The sequence below is a fragment of the Flavobacterium aerium genome, assembly GCF_030766725.1.
GTDB classification, from domain to species: domain Bacteria; phylum Bacteroidota; class Bacteroidia; order Flavobacteriales; family Flavobacteriaceae; genus Flavobacterium; species Flavobacterium aerium.
On record NZ_JARQWR010000022.1, the window covers coordinates 1 to 4,461 of the forward strand.

The following is a 4,461-nucleotide window of genomic DNA, read 5'->3' on the forward strand; positions in this document are numbered from 1 at the left end:
TAATCCTACCCATTGGGTTCTGTGTAAACCGAAGATACTCATCACTCCTCGTGAACCTGCATAGGCCGGGTTAATATTCACCGTATTATACATATATTGTGTGTACTGCGCATCTTGTTGTGCGTAACTACCTAAGGAAGTTAACAGTATGGCAAAAAGTATAAATTTTGTTTTCATTATAGTTTGTTTTATAATACCAAGAGTATTGCTACTCTTGGTTATTAAATATTTATCTATTAATATAAAGGTATCCTGCTTTCTCTGTTGTACTACCGTCTTCTTTTTGATATTTCAAGATGTAATAATATGTTCCTTCTGGTAATTCTGAAGCTCTGTTTACCGTTACTCTTCCATCAGAATATCCTCTGAAGGCTTTCGTATTATTGTCGTATCCTTCGGCTTCATATACACGTACTCCCCAACGGTTGTAAATCTCAACGGTGTTTTTAGGGAAACATAGTATTCCATCAATCATGAAGAAGTCGTTTCTACCGTCTCCATCAGGAGAAACTGCATTATAAACTTTTATAGTACATGCTGGTAAAACAATACAATCATCGTTTACATTCATTTTAATCTCATAAACGGTCTGACATGGTCCTTCATTTAATATATAACGTAAGGTATAATCTCCTAAGGCAACTTGGCTTGGATCAAAACTTGAACCTTGTAATCCTGTTGAATTATCGACATCAATCCATACTCCTGTAGTAGCTACTCCTGGTAGATAATCGAATAAGGATACCGTAACATCATTGATACATAATTCCGTTTCTTGAACTGTTGTAGTGCTATTGTTGATTACGTTTACTTTTTGTGTGAATTCTGCAACATTACCACAAACGTCGGTTACCATCCATGTTCTGATAATAGAATAAGAAGTCGCTGTTTGATTTACGGTTTCTTCATCAAAAATTACATCTAATACACCTGAACAGTTGTCAGTGAACTGTAAAGCAGGTGCTAATGGAATCGTTGAGCAGTTCACATTAATCTCAGCGGTCAATGTTCCTTGTAGAATTGGTGCTTGCGTATCTTTAATTGTAATCACTTGTGTAACTGTTGTTGGATTTCCACAAAGATCTTTTATAGTGAATACTCGAGTAACTACCGTTGGACAGCTTCCTGACTGGGTATCTATGTATGAGATACTAGCCACTGAAGTTCCATTGGTTATACTACTACCGGAAGCGATTAATTGTGCTACTGTAATATTTACGGCTGTTTCACTGTATACTAATCCTGTTATCGCAGCGGTATCACAGCCTTCAATTGTTACTGTTGGTAAAATTGTTGCTATTGGTGTTTTAGTAATAATTACGGTTACGGCTAAACGTGTTGCACTCTCACAAGAGTCCGCCGTTTGAGAAGCATAATATGTCGCTCCATCCACTAAAGCAGTTGTTGTAGCTAGAGCCGTAGTTGAAGTAGCACTCGCGTACCACTGAACCTGTGTTCCTGTTACATTTAAACTTACAATGGTTGCTCCATCTGATTCACAGAATGTTTGTGTTGCTTCTGTTGTGGTTGGAGCTTCTGTTTTAGTAATAACTACAGTTACTTCCAAACGACTTGCGCTCTCACATCCGTTTGCGGTTTGAGAAGCATAATACGTCGCTCCATCTACTAAAGCAGTTGTTGTAGCTAGAGCCGTAGTTGAAGTAGCACTTGCATACCACTGAACCTGTATTCCTGTTACTTGTAAGCTTGCAATAGTAGTGTTGTCAATCTCACAGAAGGTCTGTGTTGTCTCACTTGTGGTTGGTGCTTCTGTTTTAGTAATAACTACCGTTACCGCTAAACGTGTTGCACTCTCACAAGAATCTGCCGTTTGAGAGGCGTAATACGTTGCTCCATCTACTAAAGCAGTAGTTGTAGCTAGAGCCGTAGTTGAAGTAGCACTCGCGTACCACTGAACTTGTGTTCCTGTTACTTGTAAACTTGCAATAGTAGTGTTATCAATTTCACAGAAGGTCTGTGTTGTTTGTGTTGTTGTTGGTGCTTCTGTTTTAGTAATAACTATAGTTACTTCCAAACGACTTGCGCTCTCACATCCGTTTGCGGTTTGAGAAGCATAATACGTCGTTCCATCTACTAAAGCAGTTGTTGTAGCTAGAGCCGTAGTTGAAGTAGCACTCGCGTACCACTGCACCTGTGTCCCTGTTACATTTAAACTTGCAATAGTAGTGTTATCAATTTCACAGAAGGTCTGTGTTGTCTCACTTGTGGTTGGTGCTTCTGTTTTAGTAATAACTACCGTTACCGCTAAACGTGTTGCACTCTCACAAGCGTCTGCCGTTTGAGAAGCATAATACGTTGCTCCATCTACTAATGCTGTAGTTGTAGCCAGAGCCGTAGTTGAAGTAGCACTCGCATACCACTGAACCTGTGTTCCTGTTACTTGTAAACTTGCAATAGTAGTGTTATCAATTTCACAGAAAGTCTGTGTTGTCTCACTTGTTGTTGGTGCTTCTGTTTTAGTAATAACTACCGTTACCGCTAAACGGGTTGCACTCTCACAAGCGTCTGCTGTTTGAGAAGCGTAATACGTTGCTCCATCTACTAAAGCAGTTGTTGTAGCTAGAGCCGTAGTTGAAGTAGCACTCGCGTACCACTGAACCTGTGTTCCTGTTACTTGTAAACTTGCAATAGTAGTGTTATCAATCTCACAGAAGGTCTGTGTTGTCTCACTTGTGGTTGGTGCTTCTGTTTTAGTAATAACTACAGTTACCGCTAAACGGGTTGCGCTCTCACAAGAGTCTGCCGTTTGAGAAGCATAATACATTGCTCCATCTACCAAAGCAGTTGTTGTAGCTAGAGCCGTAGTTGAAGTAGCACTCGCGTACCACTGCACCTGTGTCCCTGTTACATTTAAACTTGCAATAGTAGTGTTATCAATTTCACAGAAGGTCTGTGTTGTTTCACTTGTGGTTGGTGCTTCTGTTTTAGTAATAACTACAGTTACCGCTAAACGTGTTGCACTCTCACAAGAGTCTGCCGTTTGAGAAGCGTAATACGTTGCTCCATCCACTAAAGCGGCTGTTGTAGCTAGAGGAGTTGTTGAAGTAGCACTCGCGTACCACTGAACCTGTGTTCCTGTTACATTTAAACTTGCAATAGTAGTGTTATCAATTTCACAGAAGGTCTGTGTTGTTTCACTTGTGGTTGGCGCTTCTGTTTTAGTAATAACTACAGTTACTGCCAAACGGGTTGCACTCTCACAAGAGTCTGCCGTTTGAGAAGCATAATACGTTGCTCCATCTACCAAAGCAGTAGTTGTAGCCAGAGCCGTAGTTGAAGTAGCACTCGCATACCACTGCACTTGTGTTCCTGTTACATTTAAACTTGCAATAGTAGTGTTATCAATCTCACAGAAGGTCTGTGTTGTTTCACTTGTAGTTGGTGCTTCTGTTTTAGTAATAACGACAGTTACCGCTAAACGGGTTGCACTCTCACAAGAGTCTGCTGTTTGAGAAGCGTAATACGTCGCTCCATCTACTAAAGCGGTTGTTGTAGCTAGAGGAGTTGTTGAAGTAGCACTTGCATACCACTGAACCTGTGTTCCTGTTACATCTAAACTTGCAATAGTAGTGTTATCAATTTCACAGAAGGTCTGTGTTGTTTCACTTGTTGTTGGTGCTTCTGTTTTAGTAATAACGACAGTTACTGCTAAACGACTTGCACTCTCACAAGAGTCTGCCGTTTGAGAAGCGTAATACGTTGCTCCATCTACTAAAGCAGTTGTTGTAGCTAGAGGAGTTGTTGAAGTAGCACTTGCATACCACTGAACCTGTGTTCCTGTTACTTGTAAACTTGCAATAGTAGTGTTATCAATTTCACAGAAGGTCTGTGTTGTTTGTGTTGTTGTTGGTGCTTCTGTTTTAGTAATAACTACCGTTACCGCTAAACGTGTTGCACTCTCACAAGAGTCTGCCGTTTGAGAGGCGTAATACGTTGCTCCATCTACCAAAGCTGTAGTTGTAGCTAGAGGAGTTGTTGAAGTAGCACTTGCGTACCACTGAACCTGTGTTCCTGTTACTTGTAAACTTGCAATAGTAGTGTTATCAATTTCACAGAATGTCTGTGTTGTCTCACTTGTGGTTGGCGCTTCTGTTTTAGTAATAACTACCGTTACCGCTAAACGTGTTGCACTCTCACAAGAGTCTGCCGTTTGAGAAGCGTAATACGTCGTTCCATCTACTAATGCTGTAGTTGTAGCTAGAGGAGTTGTTGAAGTAGCACTCGCGTACCACTGCACCTGTGTTCCTGTTACATTTAAACTTGCAATAGTAGTGTTATCAATTTCACAGAAGGTCTGTGTTGTTTGTGTTGTTGTTGGTGCTTCTGTTTTAGTAATAACGACAGTTACCGCTAAACGGGTTGCACTCTCACAAGAGTCTGCTGTTTGAGAAGCGTAATACGTCGCTCCATCTACTAAAGCGGTTGTTGTAGCTAGAGGAG

At 40.8% G+C, this 4,461-nt stretch carries 2 protein-coding genes; both read right to left on the bottom strand.

Features of this window, described 5'->3' with window-relative positions; all coding sequences use genetic code 11:
• The coding region (locus P6733_RS17760; protein WP_306354298.1) for a type IX secretion system membrane protein PorP/SprF at positions 1–177 on the bottom strand (177 nt) is incomplete at its 3' end.
• Positions 178–229: 52 nt separating this feature from the next.
• Positions 230–4,461: gliding motility-associated C-terminal domain-containing protein (locus tag P6733_RS17765; protein ID WP_306354297.1), on the bottom strand; the 4,232-nt coding region annotated here is incomplete at its 5' end.